Source organism: Terriglobales bacterium (genome assembly GCA_035567895.1).
GTDB lineage: Bacteria > Acidobacteriota > Terriglobia > Terriglobales > Acidobacteriaceae > Gp1-AA112.
In genome coordinates, this window is record DATMPC010000034.1 from 51,270 (window position 1) to 72,647 (window position 21,378).

Annotated in this window: 20 protein-coding genes; 13 read left to right on the forward strand and 7 right to left on the reverse strand. The window is 56.2% G+C overall.

Translation table 11 applies throughout. The annotated features are described in order from the left end of the window. Genes VNX88_08120 through plsX form a run of 3 tightly spaced genes read left to right on the forward strand, consistent with a single transcriptional unit; the run spans position 1 to position 1,877 of the window. On the forward strand, positions 1-549 hold the full coding sequence (locus tag VNX88_08120; protein HWY68617.1) for a DUF177 domain-containing protein: 549 nt from the start codon (positions 1-3) through the stop codon (positions 547-549). A gap of 50 nt (positions 550-599) precedes the next feature. Next, the gene (gene rpmF, locus VNX88_08125; GenBank protein ID HWY68618.1) at positions 600-785 is read left to right on the forward strand and encodes a 50S ribosomal protein L32; all 186 of its coding nucleotides are present in this window, start codon (positions 600-602) and stop codon (positions 783-785) included. 21 nt (positions 786-806) lie between these two features. Continuing rightward, on the forward strand, positions 807-1,877 hold the full coding sequence (gene plsX / locus VNX88_08130) for a phosphate acyltransferase PlsX (protein HWY68619.1): 1,071 nt from the start codon (positions 807-809) through the stop codon (positions 1,875-1,877). 17 nt (positions 1,878-1,894) lie between these two features. Here plsX and VNX88_08135 read toward each other — a convergent pair whose 3' ends face one another. Further along, the gene (locus VNX88_08135; GenBank protein HWY68620.1) at positions 1,895-2,341 is read right to left on the reverse strand and encodes a hypothetical protein; all 447 of its coding nucleotides are present in this window, start codon (positions 2,339-2,341) and stop codon (positions 1,895-1,897) included. 44 nt (positions 2,342-2,385) lie between these two features. On the opposite strand from VNX88_08135, the gene VNX88_08140 reads away from it, so the two are divergent. Together VNX88_08140 and VNX88_08145 are read left to right on the forward strand one after the other, a co-directional pair. Continuing rightward, positions 2,386-3,351 carry an ornithine cyclodeaminase family protein gene (locus tag VNX88_08140; GenBank protein ID HWY68621.1) on the forward strand — a complete coding sequence of 322 codons (966 nt, stop codon included), beginning with the start codon at positions 2,386-2,388 and terminating at the stop codon, positions 3,349-3,351. Continuing rightward, entirely contained in the window at positions 3,348-4,502 is a 1,155-nt protein-coding gene (locus tag VNX88_08145; GenBank protein HWY68622.1) for an FAD-dependent oxidoreductase, read from the forward strand. The genes VNX88_08140 and VNX88_08145 overlap by 4 nt, the downstream gene beginning before the upstream one ends. Before the next feature lie 31 nt (positions 4,503-4,533). Here the strand turns inward: VNX88_08145 and VNX88_08150 are convergent, their stop codons facing one another. Both VNX88_08150 and VNX88_08155 read right to left on the reverse strand, forming a co-directional pair. Continuing rightward, positions 4,534-5,232: a hypothetical protein gene (locus VNX88_08150; protein HWY68623.1), complete on the reverse strand. Its 699-nt coding sequence runs from the start codon at positions 5,230-5,232 to the stop codon at positions 4,534-4,536. A 3-nt stretch (positions 5,233-5,235) separates the two neighbouring features. Then, positions 5,236-5,682, reverse strand: coding sequence for a MerR family transcriptional regulator (locus tag VNX88_08155; GenBank protein ID HWY68624.1), 447 nt, complete (start codon positions 5,680-5,682; stop codon positions 5,236-5,238). A gap of 455 nt (positions 5,683-6,137) precedes the next feature. Between VNX88_08155 and VNX88_08160 the strand changes: the two genes are divergently transcribed. The 5 genes from VNX88_08160 to VNX88_08180 all read left to right on the forward strand — a co-directional run bounded on the left by VNX88_08160 (position 6,138) and on the right by VNX88_08180 (position 11,475). Beyond that, a complete protein-coding gene (locus VNX88_08160) occupies positions 6,138-7,748 on the forward strand; it encodes a hydantoinase B/oxoprolinase family protein (GenBank protein HWY68625.1) in 1,611 nt (536 codons plus the stop codon). A gap of 26 nt (positions 7,749-7,774) precedes the next feature. Further along, complete coding sequence (locus VNX88_08165; GenBank protein ID HWY68626.1) at positions 7,775-8,158, forward strand: DUF3566 domain-containing protein; 384 nt, start codon at positions 7,775-7,777, stop codon at positions 8,156-8,158. 112 nt (positions 8,159-8,270) lie between these two features. Then, a complete protein-coding gene (gene tdh / locus VNX88_08170; GenBank protein HWY68627.1) occupies positions 8,271-9,326 on the forward strand; it encodes an L-threonine 3-dehydrogenase in 1,056 nt (351 codons plus the stop codon). 116 nt (positions 9,327-9,442) lie between these two features. After that, complete coding sequence (gene accC, locus VNX88_08175) at positions 9,443-10,984, forward strand: acetyl-CoA carboxylase biotin carboxylase subunit (protein ID HWY68628.1); 1,542 nt, start codon at positions 9,443-9,445, stop codon at positions 10,982-10,984. Beyond that, positions 10,981-11,475, forward strand: coding sequence for a biotin/lipoyl-containing protein (locus VNX88_08180; protein ID HWY68629.1), 495 nt, complete (start codon positions 10,981-10,983; stop codon positions 11,473-11,475). The genes accC and VNX88_08180 overlap by 4 nt, the downstream gene beginning before the upstream one ends. A gap of 433 nt (positions 11,476-11,908) precedes the next feature. On the opposite strand, the gene VNX88_08185 is transcribed toward VNX88_08180, so the two are convergent. The 4 genes from VNX88_08185 to lptD form a co-directional block, all read right to left on the reverse strand. Further along, positions 11,909-12,904 (reverse strand): Gfo/Idh/MocA family oxidoreductase, encoded by a 996-nt coding sequence (locus tag VNX88_08185; protein HWY68630.1) that lies wholly within the window; start codon positions 12,902-12,904, stop codon positions 11,909-11,911. Then, positions 12,901-13,947: a SurA N-terminal domain-containing protein gene (locus VNX88_08190; protein ID HWY68631.1), complete on the reverse strand. Its 1,047-nt coding sequence runs from the start codon at positions 13,945-13,947 to the stop codon at positions 12,901-12,903. Before VNX88_08190 ends, VNX88_08185 begins: the two co-directional genes overlap by 4 nt. Before the next feature lie 165 nt (positions 13,948-14,112). After that, on the reverse strand, positions 14,113-15,078 hold the full coding sequence (locus tag VNX88_08195) for a thioredoxin domain-containing protein (GenBank protein ID HWY68632.1): 966 nt from the start codon (positions 15,076-15,078) through the stop codon (positions 14,113-14,115). A 57-nt stretch (positions 15,079-15,135) separates the two neighbouring features. Then, positions 15,136-17,625, reverse strand: coding sequence for an LPS assembly protein LptD (lptD, locus tag VNX88_08200; protein ID HWY68633.1), 2,490 nt, complete (start codon positions 17,623-17,625; stop codon positions 15,136-15,138). Between lptD and VNX88_08205 the strand changes: the two genes are divergently transcribed. The 3 genes from VNX88_08205 to VNX88_08215 are packed head-to-tail and all read left to right on the forward strand — an operon-like array spanning position 17,610 to position 21,225. Further along, positions 17,610-18,680 (forward strand): RDD family protein, encoded by a 1,071-nt coding sequence (locus VNX88_08205; protein HWY68634.1) that lies wholly within the window; start codon positions 17,610-17,612, stop codon positions 18,678-18,680. The genes lptD and VNX88_08205 overlap by 16 nt on opposite strands. A gap of 50 nt (positions 18,681-18,730) precedes the next feature. Then, positions 18,731-19,495, forward strand: a complete 765-nt coding sequence (locus VNX88_08210; protein HWY68635.1) for an ABC transporter ATP-binding protein — start codon at positions 18,731-18,733, stop codon at positions 19,493-19,495. A gap of 2 nt (positions 19,496-19,497) precedes the next feature. After that, positions 19,498-21,225: a hypothetical protein gene (locus tag VNX88_08215; protein HWY68636.1), complete on the forward strand. Its 1,728-nt coding sequence runs from the start codon at positions 19,498-19,500 to the stop codon at positions 21,223-21,225. The last annotated feature ends 153 nt before the right edge of the window (positions 21,226-21,378 follow it).

Here is a 21,378-nt window from a genome sequence, read left to right on the forward strand (position 1 = left end):
ATGTTCATCAGTCTTCAAGAGCTGGAAGTAAGAGAAGTCGAGTTCTCTCAGCAACTTGCACCGGGAACGGTCGATTTGCTGCCGGACCTTCGGCAATCTGGTGTCCTCAAAACCAAGGGGCGGGCGGAGCTGCTGGCTGAGCATCGCGGCGGCAAGAATATCGTCAAGGACATCCGCGTTCTGGGCGATTTTTCGACCGAGGTTGAGGCTCGCTGCGCGCGTTGTGTCGAACCGGTTCCGACCAAAGTTGGAGGCGACTTCGATCTGCTCTATCGCCCGCTGGGAGTCGATGCTGGCAAGGACGAGCGCTCCATCTCTGAGGCTGAGACCGAGATCGGGTACTACTCAGGCAACGGCATTGAGCTCGAAGACGTTCTGCGCGAGCAGGTTCTTCTGGCACTACCGGCGAAGATCGTTTGCCGCGAGAGCTGCCGCGGGCTCTGTCCCAGATGCGGAAAGAATTTGAATGTCGAGTCATGCGACTGCGAAGAACAGTCGCCTGATCCGCGGTGGGCCGCGCTGGCCGACCTCAAGAACAAGTTGAAATAAATTCTGTGCGTGCCCGCCTCGCGGATACGCCGAAGTAAGGAAACGATTCAATGCCTAATCCAAAACGGCGGCACTCCAAAGCTCGTACCGGACGTCGCCGCGCTCACGACTTTCTCACACCGCACTCACTCTCAGAGTGTCCCAACTGTCACGAGAAGAAGATGCCGCACCGTGCGTGTCCCAAATGTGGACACTACAAGGGCCGCGAGGTTCTCGACACCGAAAAGGCCAGCTAGGTTACAATCGCCCTTCCGCGAATGCCAACCATAATCGCAGTCGATGCGATGGGCTCCGACCGGGCTCCCAAGCCCGAAGTGGAAGGGGCGATTCTCGCCTGTCGTCATTACGACGTTCAAGTGCTCCTCGTCGGCCGCGAAGCCGAGATTCGCGAAGAGCTCAAGCGCGAGATCGAGAAGCATCCCACCGTCAAGAATTTGCCGATCGATGTAGTTCACGCCACGGAAGTGATCGGCATGGGTGAGAAGGCGGCCACAGCTGTGCGCAGCAAGCGTGATTCTTCCATGCGGGTGGGACTGCGACTGGTGCGCGAAGGGCGCGCCGCGGGATTCGTTACCGCCGGCAACACCGGGGCCGCGATGGCTACAGCCAAGATGGTGCTCGGAGCTCTGCCTGGCGTTGATCGTCCGGCGCTCGCCGCGGTGTTTCCCACCTCGGCAGGCAAAGCCGCCATCCTTCTCGATGTCGGCGCCAATGTCGATTGCAAGCCACATAACCTCGAGCAATTCGCGGTCATGGGCGAAATCTACTCGCGCAGTATCTTTGGCACACACCGGCCCAGAGTGGGACTGCTTTCCATCGGCGAAGAGGAAGGTAAAGGCAACGACCTTACGCGCGAAGCTTATGGACTCCTGCGGCAGCTGCCGCTGAACTTCGCCGGCAATGTGGAAGGACGCGACCTCTATAACGGCACAGTCGATGTCATCGTCTGCGACGGATTCATCGGCAACGTGGCGTTGAAGGTCTCGGAAGGCCTGGTCTCAACCGTGCGCTTTCTGTTGAAAGAATCGCTGAAATCGACAATCAGCTCCCAGGTTGGTTTCCTGCTCTCCCGCCGCGCCTTCGAAGATTTCAAGAAGCGCCTGGACTACGCCGAATATGGCGGCGCTCCTCTTTTGGGAATCAAGGGTATCTGCATCGTTGGACACGGGTCATCGAATTCCAACGCGTTGAAGAACGCCATCCGCGTAGCCGCACAATCCGCGGAAACGAAGATCAACGACAAGATCGAAAAAGGCCTGAGCTCGCAGCGTCCCCGTCGCGAGCCCCTCCCGAGTCAGCCATTGGGAGCCGGCAGCGCTCCCGTTTAAGACTGTTTCTCTACAATTCACTTCTTGGGTGTGATGTCACTCACCGGTAGATCCCAGTGAGCCAGGAGAATCTCGAAGCGTCTGGCTTCTTCGCGCTTATAGGTCACCTGATCCGGCCAAAGCTGCTTGATATCTGATTCATCGTCGGGATCCGACGTGGTGGCCACCGTAGAGTTCTTGAACTTGATGGTTACGCGATAATCCCAGCGTGCATCCTCGGTCATGTGGTTGGCTGGAGTTTCAATTTTCACTGAGACCATCCGACCTTTTTCAACACTCTTCTTGAGCAATGGATAGTGATTTTTCAGGAAAAGATCGAGGAACTCCTGCTGGTGTCCCCATTGCACTTTGTAGTAGTACTCCATGGTGTACGGCTGGTTAGCTCCGCCTTGGGGCGGAGCACCTTGGGTGAGCGCGGGAAGCGCGAGCACTGCAAACAAGAATGCAATGAGCGAATTCTTCATCGATCCTCCGGTTGTGAGTGCATTGAATTCTAACGCGGACATACATGTTCACTTGCACTGACGCGGAACTCGAAGCCCTGCTGGATCCGGCGCAGGTGATCGCCGCAATCCGTGCAGCATTTGCCGGCGGCTTCGAGAAAGTCAGCATGCCTCAGCGCTTACATCTAGAGACGGAGACGGGCACGCTGCTCATCATGCCGTGTGCCACTGCGGACGACGATGTCTTTGGGCTCAAGATTGTTAGCGTAAGTCGTAAATCTCGTCCGGAAGGGCGTGTGAGAGCTTCCTACATGCTGCTCGACGCGAAGACGAGCAGGACCATCGCCGTTCTCGAGGCAAACTATTTGACTGACCTCAGGACGGCAGCAACCACCGTGATTGCTAGCGAAATACTTGTGCGACCGGATGCGGTCACACTTGGCGTCTTCGGCACCGGACGCCAGGCTGAGGCACACCTGACGATGCTGTCGCTTTTGAGAAGGTTCCGGCGAATCCTGGTATCTGGAACAAGCGCGACAAAGACGGATGCTTTCGCGCAACGCATGCAGGAGCAATGCGGATGCGACATTGAAGCTACGGATGCCGAAACCTGTGCAGCCAGCTCAGATGTAATTTGCACTTGCACCAGTTCGGCTCAGCCGTTGTTTCGTGGAGACCTCATTCGACCGGGCACGCATTTGAACTTAATAGGAACATTTCAGGCTCACGCACGCGAAGTCGATTCTGTCCTCATCCGGAGCGCACGCGTTTTCGTCGACACGTATGAGGCAGCCTTGGCCGAGGCGGGAGACATCCTCCTGCCGCTGCGCGCCGCAGAGATTGGGCGCGAGCACGTGTTGGGTGATCTGCATGAACTAGTAACCGGTGAGAAGCTTGGCCGCGCCAGCTCCGAAGACATAACGGTCTTCAAGAGTGTTGGTTGTGCTCTGGAGGATCTGGTCACCGCTAAGCTCGCTTTGCGAGCAATCGAGAGCCGCGCTGAGGCGACTGAAGAGAGCGCGACTTCATGAGAGCAGGCAACACCGATTTCGTGGTTATAGGCGCGGGAGTATTCGGCGTCTGGACGGCGCATGCGCTGCGCAGCCAAGGTCACTCCGTTATGCTGATTGATGCGCATGGTGCGGGGAACAATCGCTCAAGCTCGGGCGACGAATCTCGCATCATTCGCATGGGATATGGCGCAGACGCGCTATACACTCGCTGGGCTACCCGCTCGCTTCGACGTTGGAGGGCATTGTTTCATGCAACCGGCCAAACCCTGTTCGTAAATACAGGCGTCTTGTGGCTCAGCTCGGAGTTGGATCGCTACACTCAAGACCTCTTACGCACGCTTGCGACAGAAGGCATCCCGTACGAAGAGCTCTCGACAAGCGAGCTAACCGCCCGATTTCCGCAGATCAATGTCGATGACGTCGCGTTCGGAATCCTCGAGCCGGAAAGCGGTGTCCTGCTAGCACGTCGTGCAGTGCAGGCCGTGCTCGACGACGCGATTCGATTGGGCGTGCAATATGCGATCGACGCTGTGGCTCCACTCCAATCCGCCAACGGGAATCTTGCGCATGTCCGAACCAGAAGCGGAGAGGACATTAGCGGAGGAACATTCGTGTTTTCGTGCGGTGCATGGCTGCCACAACTCTTTCCTGAGCTTTTGGGAAGCCGGATTTTTCCTACGCGGCAGGAAGTGTTCTATTTCGGGACGCCGCCTGGAGCCCGCGGATTCAAGCCGCCGCGGATGCCAGTCTGGTTACACCATCAAGATGACATGTACGGACTGCCTGACATCGAAAATCGCGGGATAAAAGTTGCCAGCGACCGGCACGGGGAGCCCTTCGATCCTGAAACGGGCGATCGCACAGTCAGCGAAAGCGGAGAGCAAGAAGTTCGGGCGTATCTTTGTCACAGATTCCCATGGCTCAAACGTGCGCCCTTAACTGAAACTCGCGTGTGCCAATACGAGAACACGTCGAATGGCGATTTTCTAATTGATCGCCATCCTGACATTGAGAACGTCTGGCTTGTCGGAGGAGGCTCCGGGCATGGATTCAAACACGGGCCGGCCGTCGGGGAATATTTAGTGGGAAGAATTCTCGAGACGACTCCTCCAGAGACTCGTTTTTTACTCATGCGAAAGCGGTTGGTGCAGCAAAGAACGGTCTATTGAAAATCAATCGCAGGAGTTCGCGGAGAAGCGGTTAATAGTCTAGCTTCATAGGCAGGCGATGCATCACGGCTTGCTCCGCCAGACCCATCAGAACCGACATTCCGAAGCGGGCCGACACCTCGAATGGAGCATTCTTTGGTCCGCCGTCCAGCTTCCATTGCTTGAAGTCTTCAGGCGTGCCTCTTAAGGTTATTCCGTTCAACTCCCGAAGCTGGCTGAGAAGAGTGGTGCTCCATCCCATCCAGAGCTCTTTGCCGGTGATGTATCCGGCTTTGAAGACGAATTGGTTGTCGCCCGGTAGCCAGAGTTCAGGGAACAGAACCTGTGAGTACTTCGTCTTGAAGCCTTCCGCAGTAGATTTGCGATAGGCTTCGTCCTTATTGAGATCTTCCGGCACAACATCTGGCAACCTCACTTCCGGATGCTCATCGTGGGCGGCCAGCAGCGCAACGGCGGAATAACAATCCCAAGCTGGCTTTTCTGTGAAGTACTCCGAGGAGTTATCTTCCATCCACCGCAGTGGCTGCTTGAGAGCTTCCGCGAGGCCCGACTGCCAGGCAACGACAGCTTCACGAATTTGATCGGCGGAGAGTCTTGGCGAGCTGTCGGTCGAAGGTGGTCGAACGATCTGGCACTTCAGGCCGTTGATTCGAGCGTACTGTTGTACAACCGTTTCCCAATTGCCGGTGTGATAGCGCGTGAGTGGACCGACATAGATGTCGAGGCCCATCGCTTATCTTTTCGCGGAAAGAATGCCCAGGACGTCGCGTAGGCCTTGCTTGATGCTACGCAGATCGGTGCCGTTCGAAACGGGGACGGCGAATGGCAAAGCAGTCTGTGAGCGGTCCCGCTTGGATTCTGATTTGATGAATTGGCGGGCGCCGTTAATCGTGTACCCCTCCTCGTAGAGAAGCTTTTTTACGCGGACGATGTTCTCGACGTCCTTGCGGCGATAGAGGCGTTGTCCGGTATTGCTCTTGTTGGGCTTGAGTTGAGGAAACTCGGTCTCCCAGAAGCGGAGTACATAAGCAGGCAGTGAGCAGAGCTTCGATACTTCGCCGATGCGAAAGAAAAGCTTCTCAGGGATGACGATCTCTTCCCCTGGCTTTCGCTTCGTTCGGGAGATTGCCGCCCTTGTACCCACGAGCGCATAGTATGTCGCGACCGAGGGAAAGGTCAACCAAAACTGAAAGGGATTTTCACCACGGAGGCACGGAGGCACGGAGAAAAAACAATCCACTGGAAGGAACCACTTTCGACTAGAACCGCGTGATTAGCGACAGCCCACTATTCTCAAGTTTCTTGCGTTCATTGCATTTCTCCGTGCCTCCGTGTCTCCGTGGTGAATGGATCTTTCGCCACAAAATGAAAAAGGCCTTCGACGTTGCGAAGGCCGCAAATCAGTTTGCCTGGCAGCAGTTATTTCTTTTTCGCTGCTTTCTTCTTTGTGGCCTTCTTTTTCATTGGCATGGTTATGTTCCTCCTTGTGGAACGTTCTCCCTTGATTTTGGAGAAGCTGCGAAAGCTGCTCCGCTTATTGCGTGGCCCCACTAACTACCACAAGATATTGTGCTCACTCTTTTCGGATGTCAAGAAATATTCATAAAAGTTCCGGCTCTTATAATCGCGATTCACATGCCCGATCCGGTTGAACTCGAAATTTTTCGCGAGCTTTTTCACTCGATCGCAGAAGAGATGGGCGCCTCGTTGCGACGCAGCGCGTTTTCTCCGAACATTCGAGAGCGGCGCGATTACTCATGCGCAGTCTTCGATCGGAGTGCGCAAGTAATCGCGATGGGCGATCACATGCCGGTCCATCTTGGTTCGATGCCGATGTCGGTGCGAGCCGTGATCGAGCGCTTGGATCTTGGTCCCGGTGACGTCGCGATGGTGAACGATCCTTTCGCCGGCGGCACGCATTTGCCAGACATCACACTAGTGGCTCCTGTTCACATCTCTCCGCGAAAGTCTTTAACCAGGAAACCCGATTTCTACGTTGCCTCACGCGCGCATCATGCGGATGTCGGCGGAGCAGCGGCTGGATCAATGGGACTCTCGCGCGAGATCTATCAGGAAGGACTGCGTATTCCGCCTGTCTTTCTTGTTCGCGCGGGAGCGATGCAACAGGATGTTCTAGAGATGGTCCTGGCGAATGTTCGTACTCCAGAGGAGCGTGAGGGGGATTTGGGCGCGCAGATAGCTGCCTGCAACACTGGAGCGCGACGACTGCAGGAGGTCTGCGAGCGTTATGGCCTGGCGCGCGTGCGCCGCGCTACTGAGGAACTGCAGGACTATGCCGAGCAGATGACGCGATCGCTGCTCGAAGGCGTCCCTCCCGGCGTGTATTCGGCGGAGGACTTTCTCGATAACGATGGTATCAACGATCATCCGGTGCGTGTCGCTGTCAGCATTCGAATTGACAAGCATAAGCGCGGAAACTCACAGCCGCTGGTCACGGTTGACTTTGCTGGGAGCGATCCTCAAGTTGAAGGCAGCATCAACGCCGTCGAGGCGATCACCTACTCTGCATGCTTCTATGTATTTCGTTGCCTGCTGGCCGAAGATGTTCCGGCCGCGGCGGGCATCATGCGACCGATTCGCGTGATTGCACCGAAAGGAACTGTGGTGAATGCCGATCCTCCGGCGGCCGTGGCGGGAGGGAACGTCGAGATGTCGCAGCGCATCGTAGACACTTTGTTTCGCGCATTGGCGCAAGCTATGCCGGATCGTATTCCTGCTGCGTCTTCAGGAACAATGAACAACCTCACCATCGGTGGACTCTTCCCCAGCGACCATGCCCGTGCGGGCGAGCCGTTCGCATACTACGAGACCATCGCCGGCGGGATGGGCGCGCGTCCGACCCAAGACGGAATCTCGGGTGTACATACGCACATGACCAACTCACTGAACACTCCAGCTGAGGCGCTGGAGTATGCGTATCCATTTCGGGTAACGAAGTACTCGCTGCGGCCGAACAGTGGAGGAGTGGGAAGGCATCGAGGGGGCGACGGAATCGTACGCGAGCTGGAGTTGCGGTGTGAGGCCGAGGTCACCTTGCTCGCGGATCGGCGTCTGCGTGGTCCCTACGGGCTGGACGGCGGAAACGATGGGACGCCAGGACGAAATGTCATCATTCAGAGTGATGGCTCCGAGGCGCCGATTCCGGCGAAAGGAAGCGTTCGTCTCCGGCGCGGTGACCGGATTAGGATTGAATCGCCCGGCGGTGGAGGTTGGGGAAGGGCTTGATCCAGTTTGATAGCGAGGCGTGACTAATGACCAAAATTCGAACCGTTCGCGTCTTCTCAGCAGCGAAAGTAAATGCACTTCTGTATGGAATTCTGGGATTGCTCATCGCTCCCTTTCTGATGCTTGGGCCGGGACTTGCAATGATGGGCGGTGAAAAACGTTCTGGCGGATTCGGTGGGGTCATCGCCGTTGCTGCAATCGCTCCCATCTTTTATGGGTTGATCGGCTTCGTCGCCGGAGCAATCATGGCTTTTATCTACAACGCGATTTCACATTCGGTTGGTGGAATTGAAGTCGAACTTGATTTTCCACCCTCGCCAATCACGACTGTGCCTTCCTTGCCGGTCTCCGCGCCGCCAATCGCTGCGTCGAGCGAGCCTGCTCCACCAGTTCGCCCTGAATTCGAGTGATAAACTGAGAAGTTTGGCCACGCTGCTTTGACGACTATGAGTCAGCAGCTTCGAGACGCAGTCCGCCGCGGCGGATGTCTCTACCCTATGCCCTACGAAGGATCGTCGTCGCATGCCTGAAACAATGCAGGCCATCGTTAAGCCGCAGGCAGGACCCGGCTCAGAGTTGCGGGCGGTGCCACGGCCGGAGATTGGGCCCACAGATGTTCTCGTCAAGGTTCAAGTAGCCTCCATTTGCGGTACCGACCTGCACATTTACGAATGGGACGCGTGGGCACAGAAGCGCATCCATCCTCCGCTGGTTCCCGGACACGAGTTCTGCGGGACCGTCGCCGCGATAGGCCGCGAAGTCACGAGCGTGAAAGAAGGCGACTTCGTCTCGGCGGAGATGCACGTAAACTGCGGCAAGTGTTTGCAATGCCGCACTGGCGAAGCGCACATCTGCCAGAACGTGAAGATTATTGGCGTCGATGCTGATGGCGCGTTCGCGGATTACGTAAAGATTCCCGAATCGAATATTTGGAAACTCGATCCGTCTATTCCTGCCGACTATGCCTCGATCCTCGATCCGCTGGGGAATGCTGTGCATACGGTTCTCGCCGGCGAGATTGCAGCCAAGACCGTCGCGGTGATTGGCTGTGGTCCCATCGGGCTGTTCTCCATTGCCGTTGCGCGAGCGGTTGGAGCTTCACAAGTGTTTGCACTCGAAGTGAATGAGCATCGCCGAAAGTTAGCGAAGGCGATGAAGGCTGACCATGTGTGCGATCCGAGCAAAGGTAACGTGAAGCAGTTTGTTCTGGAGCGCACCGACGGAACCGGTGTGGACGTAGTGCTCGAGATGTCGGGACATCCAGATGGCATCAAAACGGGATTCGATATTTTGCGTCTTGGCGGCCGTGTCTCGTTGCTTGGGATTCCTTCAGTTCCGATCAAAATGAATTTCGCTGAAGATCTGATCTTTAAGGGCGCAATCGTGCAGGGCATCAATGGCCGCCTCATGTACAAGACCTGGTACCAGATGCAGGCTCTGCTCAAGGCCGGCAAGCTCGATCTTTCTCCGGTGATCACCGACCGCATGCCTCTGAAAGACTTCAGCAAAGGTATGGAGCGTTTGAAGACCGGTGAGGCGAGCAAGATATTGCTCTATCCGAATGGGATGGAAAGATAACCCCTCCAAACTACAGAGGACACAGAGAGCAGAGAGGGGGTTGAGGGTCGGCTGGGACTTATGTTCATTTTCCTCTGTGTTCTCCGTGTCCTCTGTGGTTAGTTGAACCACCGTTCATGACATCAGCTGCCCCATTCAAGAAGATCCTTATCGCGAATCGCGGCGAGATCGCGGTGCGTGTTATTCGCGCGTGCCGCGAGATGGGCATTCTTTCGGTTGCCGTTTTTTCCGATGTTGATCGTGCTGCGCTGCACGTGATAAAGGCTGATGAGGCTTATCACATCGGTCCTGCTGCTGCCGCCGAATCCTATTTGAATATTCAGCGGATTCTCGATGTCGCCAAACGAAGCGGCGCCGACGCCATCCATCCTGGCTACGGATTTCTTTCCGAGAACGCGCAATTCGCCAAGGCTTGTGGCGAAGCTGGCGTTAAGTTCATCGGACCCTCACCGGCCGCCATGGAGGCAATGGGATCGAAGACGCGTGCACGCGAAGCTGCCGATCGTGCCGGGCTCCCGCGTGTTCCCGGTTCGGTACGCGCGCTGGAGTCCGTGGCAGAAGCAGAAAATGTGGCAGCGTCGGTTGGGTATCCCGTGATGCTTAAGGCGGCGGCTGGCGGAGGGGGCAAGGGAATGCGTCGCGTTAACAAGCGCGACGAGTTGGCCTCGGCGTTCAGCGCCGCGCAGAGCGAGGCTCTACGGGCCTTTGGCAACAGCGATGTGTACATCGAGAAGCTGATTGTCCAGCCTCGTCACATAGAAATTCAGGTGCTCGGCGACGAGCACGGCAATCTTATGTATCTCGGCGAACGCGAGTGCTCGGTACAACGGAGGCATCAGAAGGTAATCGAGGAAGCGCCGTCTCCGGTTGTTGATGGAGCCATGCGTCAAGCCATGGGTGAGACCGCAGTGGCCCTGGCGCGAGCCGCTGGATACTACAACGCGGGGACCGTCGAGTTTCTGGTTGACCAGAACATGAATTTCTACTTCCTGGAGATGAACACCCGTCTGCAAGTGGAACATCCGGTGACGGAGCTAGTGACGGGACTCGATCTCGTGCATTTGCAGATCTTGATAGCCGCAGGAGCGAAGCTTCCGTTCGCGCAGAGCGATCTGCAGCTTCGCGGACACGCTATCGAAGTGCGAGTCTACGCAGAAGATCCGGACAACAACTTCTTTCCCTCACCTGGGAAGATCATGCGCTTGCTTACACCCTCTGGTCCAGGAATTCGCGAGGACAGTGGCATCTACGAAGGCTGGACAGTGCCGCTAGACTATGATCCGATGCTGGCAAAACTCATCGCGTATGCTCCAACACGCGAACAAGCAATTCGCCGCCTGCGACGCGCTCTGGATGAATATTTCGTTGGAGGGATAGCCACTAATCTGGGACTCTTTCGAGAGATCCTCGATGATAGCGAGTTCGTCTCCGCAAAGATCGACACTGGTTACCTCGATCGCCTCATCCCAGCTCGCACCGCATCGGTATCTCCGATGAACGATACAGGGGAGAGAGTGGCTGCAATCGCTGCCGCGCTAATGCAATCAGCCCAGAATGGCAAGGCGTTGTCTACGAATAACGGGGTGAACGGCGGCAGCCACTCTCCGAGCGATCGGTGGAAGCGCGTTGCGCGCCAGGAGGCGCTGCGCAAGAGATGACCTTCGATGTGACGGTCAACGGCCGCGATTACCGCGTCGAACTGGAACAAGCAGAGACTGGAAGCTGGGCGGCCCGCGTAAACGGCGAGCAGGTTGCAGTCAACGCCGCGAATACTGCCGCTGGAGTGCTGTCCGTGCTGATCGGGAGCGAGTCTTACGAGATTGTTGCCAATGCTGCTCAGCAGCAGATTGCGATTGGAGGCGTTCGTTATTCAGTTGAAGTTCGCGATCCGCGATCCTGGCGTACACGCCGCGCGCGTGCCGGCGGTCAGGATGGGGCAAAGAAAATCACAGCTCCCATGCCAGGGAAGGTTGTCCGCATCATCGCCCAACCGGGCACCGAGGTGGAACAAGGCTCAGGCGTCATCGTGATCGAAGCAATGAAGATGCAGAATGAGCTCAAATCGCCGAAGAAAGGTATGGTTGTGAAGATCCTTGCCGCCGTGGGAGCGTCGGTCAATGCGGGAGATGTGTTGGCGGTAATTGAATAAGAACCGCACGCGAATTTGGAACCGATTCCCCTTGAGGTCAGCGCGTCGTTGTCCGATCCGGCTTCTGCTTTGTTCCTCCTGAATGATCTCGAAGCCAAAAACGCGACAAGAGCTGCTATAAGGCACATCACCGGAATCACAAAGATGTCGATCCTGATGTTGTAACGGGCAGGCACGGTGGCAACGCAACACCATCCAAGCAGCCAATTAGCACCCACGATAAAGATCGGGTGAAGAAACAGCTTCGGCCGGTAATGTGTTCCCTGGTAACCGCGCCTTATCCCATCGTAGAGTGCCTGGATCGATGCATAGAAAACTGCACCGAGGAAAGTTGCGAAAAACGCGGCGCAAACAACATCGTTGTTTTCCATGCTCCAGCTAACGAACCGTGCCCCAACTAGCGATTGCCACTTTCATCATGACAACTTTCAACTCAAATCTCTTCCCGGCTTCCGCTTTTGACACTGCGATAAGCAGCATCGAGCACCTGCTGGTTACGCAGTCCTTCGGTTCCCGGCGCCACGAATGGAATCCCTTGTTCTACGTGAAGCGCGAAAGCGTCCACCTGATCCGCATACGTTGTGTCGTTGGAGATGTGTTCGGTGGAGATCTCGCCGCCAATCGGTCTAGTGTGCAGTGCAATCGCGTGATCGACGGCCAGGGCATCTTCAGCTCCCACCAGTCCTCCGTCTCCCATAATCCATAGTGGGCTGCGGTATTCGCCTCGCGTGGAAACTGTTACAGCAGCAATCGGTCCTTTCTGGAACTCCAGCACCAACGTTGCCGCCGACTCTACCGCTCCTGATTCATTGTCGTAAAGAGCCCGAGCGAATACTGCACTGACTTCGTCCTGAAGGATGTATCGAAGAGCATCGATGCAGTGGACGCCAACGTCTCCCACAGGACCACCGCACGCCAGGCTCGGGTCTGAGATCCAGGTCCTGGCATGCTGGCGGGTGTAGTAGTGAAATTCCGAACGGGCGAGCAATGGCTTGCCGATCGTGCCTGCAGCGACAATCTCGCGAATCCGGTTGACACTCGGTTCAAAGCGAAAGTTTTGCGCAACGCCCAGCGGCACTCTGGCGCCTTCTGCAGCGGCAAGCATGCGCTCGCACTCCCCTGCATTCATCGCCATCGGTTTTTCGCACAGCACCGGTTTACGGTGCTCAAGCGCAACGAGAACGTGCTGAAGGTGTAGCGCGTCTGGCGATGCGACGAAAATTGCGTCGACGTCTGACGATGCGCAGAGAGCTTCCGGAGAATCGTAGACCTGAAGCGGGAATTGACTGTACTCATTTCTCGCTTCCTGCGCTTTTCGCTGATCTCGGCGCCAGAGACCGGTCACTGTGCAGTGCTTCGCCTGGGAAAACCCCGGCATAAGTCGCTTGACTGCGTGAAGGCCGAAGCCCAGGATTCCGTAGCGGATCACTTCACGTTCTTGAGCAGATCTTCGGCGTAATAGTTGGAGATCTTCGCCTCATTGTGCACGACGTCGTAGTAGGCAGCCTTCAGTAGCTGCTCGCAGCCGTCGCGCAGTTGTTCGCGGACGAATTGCTGCACGCGCGGATCGTTGAGTTCGCGTTGCCCTGCGGGTTCCTTCGAAATCAACCGAACGATGCTGTATCCGATGGTGCGTTTGCTGGCGCCGTCGACCATGGGAAGAGGATGACTCACCTCGCCCGGCTTGAGTTTTGAGACAGCAGCATAAATCTCGGGATTGGTGCGCAACTGCGATTCCGAGATCATGCCCATGTCGCCACCGTTTCCCGCAGTATCGGGCTGCTCGGAATAGTTCATCGCGACCTGGGAGAAGTCATCGCCGCTTTCAAGGCGGTTTTCGATCATCTGGATCTTCTTGCGAGCATCAGCCTCGTTTTGCGCTTTGTCGTTCTTGAGATTGCTCACCTGCTGCGCCGGCTGCGCCGTAACCACGATCTGCGCGAGATGATAACGCGGCTCGATCAGGTTGAACTGCGCCTTATTCGCGTTGTAGAAATCGGTGATCTCTTTGTCGCTGATGTTGATCTTCGAAGTAATTTCTTTGTTCAGGACCTTCTCGATGGTGAGATTCCGCCGCACGTCGCGCTTCAGATCGTCGAGCGACATGTGGCTGTCCTTCAGCTTCTGATCGAATTGTTCTTTGGTGTATGGAGCTTTCAGCTCGTTAAGCTTGCGATCAACTTCATCGTCCGTGGCGAGCAAGCCAAGCTTCTCCGCGCGCTGCATCATGATCTCCTGATCGATAAGCTGTTTCAGGATATTCAGCCGCAGGCTGTCTGCCTGTTCGCCAGTGGGCTTCTGAGGGGCGCTGGACGATTGGTTTTCGTAGTACTTGTCCACCTCAGCCCGGCTGATGTTGCGTCCGTTCACCTTCGCCAGAACGTCGGCGCCATGTTGCGAGCTGCCGCAGCCAGCGAGTATCGCGCAGAAAAAGAGGATTGGAAAGTAAGAATAGCCGCCAAACAATTTCAAAGGTCAAGCTCCACAGTACGCACATTCCATGGGACGAATGAGGGGAATTGTACAGAGGATTCGCGAATTGTGTAATTCGCGATCGCGTATGCGCTGGTGCGCGATTCCGCTATTTCGCGCAACGTTCCCGTACAAAATTTACCAGATTGCGTAAGTCTCTCAGCCCTATTGGTTGTTCGTCTTCGGCTCTGGACTTACTGAAGTTGCCGGGGACGAAGTGGCGGCAGATGATGTGGGAGCCGGAGGCGTCTGCCCGGCATCCTTCAAGGCCCGATCAATCACATTGCGTAGCTCAGCGTCTGGCACAGCCCCAAACAGCCGTTCGCCATTGACGAACAGGGTAGGAGTTGCATCCACCCCCAACTTGTCGCCCTCGGCCATTGAGGCTCGCACGGGCGCCTCATCCTGTTTCTTTACGCAGGCACTCAGTTGCGCAATGTCGACACCATGCTTCTTGCCGATGTCTTGAGTGATCTGGTCGAGCTTCTCGTACTCTTCCTTGATATCGCGCTTTTCGCCGTTGATAGTCTTCTGATTGGCATGAGCGTAGTCGGCGAACGCCCAATAGGCATCGTTATTCTGTGAAGCTAAGCAGTTCGCGTTGATAGCTGCGTGCATGGCCCAGGGATGAATCGCCGTGAGTGGATAATCCTTGTAAACGATCTTTACCTGATTGCCGTAGGTCTTAATCAGCTCAGGGAAGAGTGTCTGGTGCATCTTCGAGCAGAAAGGGCACTGGAAGTCGTCGTAGTTTACGATGACAACTTTGGCGTCCTTATTTCCGCGCTCCGGACGTCCATTCATGTTGATGGACTCCATTACGTCTTTGCTGATGTCAAGCTTTTGCCACTCGATGAGCGTCTTGTTGTCCTTGGAAACGAGGAAGTCGTGCGTGGTGCTGCGACCGTCTCGCGAAAGCGTGACGGGAACCTTGTCGTAGCCGGGAATTTCGCTGGCTTCCCGTTTGCCTACTGTGACGCCCAGCGTCGGTGGCAGGCTGAAGGTGCTCCGCACCTTCTGCTCAATCCTGCGGTTAACCGCAGCAGTGTCATCCGCGGGCTTGCTGGACTGCGCAGAACAGCCGAGCGTACATAACAGAGTAGAAACAAGAAGCAGTCGAAATTTCAACAACGAGAGTACCTCTGGAGTGGCAAGACGCCACTTCGATTATCTCACGCGAAAAAAACCCTAAAAGACACGTTCCTGGCGCCTGAGGTTACCAAAGGTCCCGATGTTGGCGAGACTAAACGCGAATCGATATTGGCTCTCGTTGCGCACTGGTCCCAACACAAAGCGGCGATATTCAAAGTTGAGCCCGCAGCAGTCCCAGTTGTAAGAGGTCTGAACGGCTGTGTACTGCAAAGAAGTAAGGTTCACGTCGTAGCCGACGTTCCCTGCCAGGCTGAGTCCGCGCCGCGAAGGGCTGCCGATCCCGGCAGTTGCGCGAAACTGGTTGAATTTCTCCACTGTCGGCGTTGAACTCGACAGGAAGACTTCACCCGGAGCGTGCAGCAGTGCATGGCTCCCGCCAACGAAGTAGTGTCCGACGTGATAGTCAAAAAAAACATCACTGGCATTAATGCGTCCCTTTTTAGGATCGTAATCGAGCAACCATTGCAGATCGGTATGCTGGCTGGTCCGAATGTGCAGCCTCGACGTCACGGGGGAGAATACCCTCGGTTCCGTTAAAAAAGCGATTCCTGAAAACTCGACTGTAGTCTCCAGAGCATTACGCACTCCCGGCACTAGCGCTCCGCCAAAGCGTGGATCGATGAAGTACTTTTGCGCGACCTCCCAACTCAGTAATTCTGTCGCAACATGAGAGCACGGCGTATTGGGATCGTTTTTCTCGCATTTTTGATTTCGGGGCTTGATGTAAATGCGGTTTGTGAGCCCATACTCGACTTCATTCGTATTGCTGACCAGGTCAGTGCTATCGAATCGGATTATGCCCAGGAAATTATTCACCCCTGTCACGTAGCGGTAGGTCATGCTTGGCTCGATGGTGTGCTTCAGCGGTTTCCCAAAAATCCCTTTCTCATAGATCTTTTCCAGCCGGGGCGGACGAACTTCCAGTTCGCCTTCGAAGTCTTTGCGGTTTAGAGGATCGTTAATCGTGGAGCCGATGTCCAAAGCGGTTTCCGGAGTTTTGTGCTGACTGTAAAAGGTGTCGCGGACTGCGACCGCCGGACGAAAGGTCCAGCCCCGAAGAAGCAACGGCAGAGCGAGCCGCGGATGGGCGTCGAGTCGGGCTACGAGGTTCGCTGAACTAAAAGTCGGACTGCGGCGAGAGAGCCCGGTAGCGGAGGCATCGAACCCGTAGAAGAAAGGCGTGCCAAAGAGTTGGCGGTCGACGGAAGAGGCATCGATGCTGGGCACGTGCAAGATGCTGAAAGAGTCCCCCTTAGTCGTGCTCTGAAAATTCTGGTAGCGCTGCGCGAGAATGCCGAGCGAGTAGCCATTGTCATTGCGGCTGGCGAACACGTCGGATTTGACTTCAGAATTGACAGCTGTGGTGAAGGTCTCGGCAAAGGCAACGCGAAAGAGATAACTGCTGAGGTATTCAACATTGGCCACAGCGCGCACGTTTTGAGGGAAGTACTGCTCTGCCTGGATCTTTACGTCCTCTCCACCCTGATCGACATGCGTCGGGCCCAAGCCTCGGTCGATCACACCGAAATAGGTGGCGGTTAGATGAGAGTTCTCGCTGGTGACCGCGCGGAAGTTCGCGTGTTCGGCGAACCCACGCTTGGAGAAATATTCAAGACCAAGGGTGGCGTCCATGCTCCGGTTAATCGCCCAGAAATAAGAGTCTCCGAGTATGGTTCCCTTTACTGATGATTGGCCTACGCTTGGTATCAGGAATCCCGACTGCCTTCCAAGGTGCTCGACGGGATGCTCAGCGAACGGCAGGTACACGACCGGAATGGTGCGTATGCGGAACGTCGACTGGTGCAGCTTGGCCAACCCTCCCACTTCAAAGTTGATGCGTTCGGCGGTGAACGTCCACTTTGGATGCGGTAGTTCGCACGACGTGATCGAACCGTGATGCACTACGAAAAGGTTTGGTCCGGTCTTGTCTACCTGTCTGCCGGCAAAAGTGAATGGACTTGAAGTCGTGAGCGTCGTGCGGCGCGATCCCAGTTTGAGTCCCGTGGTTCCGTGTACGCCGTAGAACTTCCCCGTGGCATTGGTGACGTTGTACTCCGCACGCGCCGCCTCCATATGAATGTTGTATTCGCCGCCCTGCAATTTCACGTGACCGGTGGCTACTGCTTCACCGGAGCTTGAGTCGTAACTAATCTCATCGGCGTAGAGGACGTAATCGCGAAAATCAATTTGTGCATCGCCATGCAGCATGTAGCTCGTTCCCGACTGCTCGAACTGATCGGCGACGATGTACACAAGCTCGTCCCGATATTTCAGAGTTGCGGCAGCACGGCCTTTAAGCTCGGGCGGCTGTGCTGGTGGGTGTGCCTGGCTGGATTGCTGCGAATCTGGGGAGATCGGCGAGCTCGCAGAGAAAGAAGAAGCCGCCGTGGAACTTGCTTGCATTAACGGAACCAGCAGTAGCACCTGACAAATCGCTAGTGCCGTGTTAACAAAGACATTGCGGCGGAAATTCATCCGAATCGCTGAACTTAGCATGCCGGATGTGACGCGTGCAAAAACTGGCACGCGCTCCTGCCGCAGCATCCAACACCAGTATGGCTTGTCCGCGATGTGGTAGCGATTGCACTTGTGCCTGCTCCGGCGCTCCGATTCCCTCGCAGGATTGGCGCCGCCAAGTCTCCCTCCAGGTTCGAGCGCACAAGGTGCGCAAACATCGCAGACTCGATCCTGATGCTCCGCAGTTCGACTTCGATGATCGGGCTCCTTTGCAACTTGGAGAGACCTCGACCGCAACAGTGCGAAATTCAAGCTGGCGCTGGGATGAAGGTGTGGTTGCAACCACTGCTCCGGCTCCGCCAGTCGCTGCCGAGAGCATTCAGACTCCGAAACCGGAAGTCCATGCTCCACCTTCGCGCAAGGAAACTATTTCCTCACAAGCTCCCAGGATCGACTACTCCAGCGACTCCACGGCCGCTGCTTTGTCTGAACGTCCACCGCTCGCGCCTTTTCCGCGTATCAACACGCCGGTGCCGAAGATCATCGAATTCCCGCGCCTTCAGGCGCGTCAGTATGAGTTGGCAGAACCGGTCGCAGATCAGCTAAGGATCTTTGAAGCGGAGGAACTGCCGCCACCGGCACCGAGCCATCTAAATGAGATCGAGATTGCTCCTGCAGAGCCCACGCACGTCGGATTAGACGAAATCGAGATTCCTTTGCAGACTGCTCCGCTCGAGCAACGCGCCTATGCGGCGGCCGTAGATGTTGCGATTCTGATCGGCGCTATGGGCCTCTTCGGCATCACCGCAGAATTTTTTGCGAACTCGTTGCCGATGACGAAACCTCTGATTGAGAGCGTCGCAATCTGTGGCTTCCTGCTACTTACGATCTACTATCTGCTCTCCCTTTCGCTGGGACAGGGCACGGCCGGCATGCAGGCGTCCGGGTTGCGAGTCACGACTTTCCTAAACGAGACACCATCGCGAAACCTGATGCGCTGCCGCGCTTTGGCGACTGTGCTCTCCTATGCCGCGATGGGAATGGGATTCGCGTGGGCCCTTGTCGACGAAGACTGTCTCTGCTGGCACGATCGCATCACCCGCACCTACTTGACCTCGAAATAATCCCTGCCATAACGGAACTGCGCTCTTCAGCGTGGTGTCTATGGCTTCGTATGCTCGAAGCCCGCAATCTCACAAAGCGGTACGCCGCAATCGCCGCGGTGGCGAATGTGAGCTTCACTATTCGTCCGGGGCAGATTCTCGGATATCTGGGTCCCAACGGATCAGGCAAGAGCACCACGGTGAAGATGCTCACCGGGCTCATCGAACCTTCAGACGGCGAAATCTTTTTTCGCGGAGAGAACGTGCTGAAGAACCGGCTCTGGTTTAGCCGTCGTTTCGGATACGTTCCGGAAGAGCCCCATCTCTACACCCACCTGACCGGACGAGAATATCTCCAACTCGTAGGCCGCTTGCGTGGAATGGAGAAAGCAACTCTGGAACGCAGGATCGACGCAATGCTCGATCTCTTCGGATTGACTGAGTTTCGCGATACGCAGATGTCGTCTTACTCGAAGGGCATGCGACAAAAGGTGTTACTTTCAGCTGCACTACTTCATGATCCCGACGCCCTGATTCTCGACGAGCCATTTTCAGGCCTCGACATCACGGCCGCCCTGGTCTTCCGCACACTGCTGCAGGCGCTGGCTGCGGAAGGCAAGATGATCCTGTATAGCTCGCATGTGCTGGAAGTAGTGGAGAAGGTCTGCTCGGAGGTCTTGATTCTGCACCGCAGCCGCGTCGTGGCATACGATTCGGTCGCACGGTTGCGGGACTTGCGATCGTCTTCTTCGCTCGAGGACGTGTTTGCGCAACTCGTGATGCACGAAGATGCGAGCGTTGTGGCCTCGCAGATGATTGCCGTAATGCGAGGCTGAACATGCGCGAACGTTACAGGGCATGGCTGGAAGCCACTCATAGCGCTTTGTTTGAGCTGCATCGGCATTACGCGCGGCAACTCTTTCAGAGCGATCTCATCACTTCGCCCGAAGACCTCCGGCGCGTCATCATCACTTGCCTCGCCGGCGTCGCGTCAATCGGGTTTGTAGTTCCCAAACTCTATTACAAAAAGTATGAGTATCTGGGACTTGGTCCAAACGTAGATTTGTATCGCCGCGCGATCTACTCCGATCAGCTTTTCTTTGTGGTGATGACGATGCTGGGCATCGCAGCGCTAGTCACTTTTCGCTGGGATTCGCTTTTTCCGAATCGGGAAGATTATCTGATTCTACGCCCACTCCCGCTTAAGCTGTCGCAGATTTACTTTGCCAAGCTGACGACGCTTAGCGCTCTGACGCTGCTGGTAATCGCATTGCTCACAATCCCCTGCGCTTTTTCTTTCGCCTCCGTCATTTCGGGCAACCATGATCTCGCGCCCTCATGGCAGGAGATGGCAGCGCAGGTTGTTGCGACATTCTGTGCCGGCATCTTCGTGGTCTTCGCACTCGCGCTGTTGCAGGGGCTGCTCATGAACTGCGTCCCGCTGAGATGGTACGCGCGAGTCTCGGCCTCGATGCAATCCCTGCTGCTGGTTGCGGTTCTCTGTGCCATACCGTGGGCGGTCGATCTGCCCAATGCAGTGCAGTCGATCGATCTTCGCCCGGCGTGGAGCTCGTATGCGCCGCCGCTGTGGTATTTCGCGATCTACGAAGAGTTGCTCGGCCGCGCTGACTCTTACGACAGCTCGCTTGCGGTCCGTGGCGCGGTGGCTGCGGCTCTAGCGCTGGGAGGCACGATCCTGGTGAGTGCTGTTTCTCACCGGCGTTATGCCCGACGAATCTTCGAGTCCGAGGTCCAGACACGTCGCTCGCGGCTGAGAGTCGTAGAGTGGCTCGCGGAGCGGCTATCAGGTGAGTCACGTGAATCGGCGATTTTGCTGTTTGCGCTGCGCTCGCTCGATCGTATGAAGCAGCACCGCATGATTCGCCTGGTCTATGCCGGTGTGGGCTGCGCCCTGGTTCTGGAGAGTGGCATTGGAGTAATTCTCACCGGTGCTCTCAACAAGGGACCAATTCACCGTGGCGCTGTCCTCGATGCTGTCTTTGCGCTTCCTCTGATGTTGTTCTTCTTTCTCTTCACCGGATTGCGTTATGCATTTCGCATCCCCGTGGATTTGCGGGCGAACTGGCTTTTCCGGTTGACCGCACAGAATGCCATTACGGAAAGAAGAAGGGCCGTCCGTCTCATCTACATTGGCTTTGCGTTGTTGCCGGCGCTGGCAGCCACCGGCCCGTTCCTACTCATGGTCATGGGGCCCTGGCGCGGCCTCTATGCCATCGCATTTGCGGGATTGATAGCCGCGCTCATCATCGAGAATGAGCTCGAAAATACCGATACGATTCCACTCACCTGTTCTTATCTCCCGGGTAAGCGGAACATCCTGCACACAGGAATCATTTACTGGTTTGTGGTCTTCGTGATTACGACGGTGCTCACAGCCCTCGAAGCGATTGGCGGAGCCAATTCCGTGCGGGCCGCGCTCGTAATCGTGATGCTTTCGCTTCTCGCCTGGCGACGGCGACCCACAGCGACGGTCGATACACTCGAGCTTCGGTTCGACGATCTTCCTGAACCGGCGGTGGCTACGCTCGGCTTGTCGGGGGAATGAGGATTATCTTTGACGACGTCGTAGTGCTCCGTTTCGAGAATGACAACGGGCGAAGCGCCATTCGCTCAATTCGATTTGGGCTTAAGCCGATCCTCCGCCAGGCACTGTCATCCCTCACTCCGCAGCGACGCTGTTGATGCTGTCAGAAATTTC